The 297-nt window shown below is 55.6% G+C and carries 1 protein-coding gene; it reads right to left on the minus strand.

Translation table 11 applies throughout. The features are described from left to right. Positions 1–297, minus strand: a 297-nt coding sequence (tnpA, locus tag ECTPHS_RS13805) for an IS200/IS605 family transposase (protein ID WP_008933388.1), incomplete at both ends; no start/stop codon positions are given.

Here is a 297-nt window from a genome sequence, read left to right on the forward strand (position 1 = left end):
CGTAATAGGCGCGGTGCCAAAACATCGGTTTGCAATAAAACGCCGCCAAGTGCTCGGCAAAACGATTGCGGGCGCGGCGGGCGCTGGCTGTCTTGAGATTGTTGACCAGCGTGGAAAGGTTCAATGCCGGATGGATCGCTATCAGCAGGTGAACGTGATCAGCCTCGCCACCAAATTCGATCAGTTCACAACGCCATGCCGCCAGGATCTCCGAAAACGCCCCCTCCAGGTAGTCCCTCAGCTCTTCATGCAGGCAAGGGCGACGGTACTTGGTCACAAAAACAACATGCAGCTTAA

It is taken from the genome of Ectothiorhodospira sp. PHS-1, from assembly GCF_000225005.1.
Classification (GTDB): Bacteria; Pseudomonadota; Gammaproteobacteria; order Ectothiorhodospirales; family Ectothiorhodospiraceae; genus Ectothiorhodospira.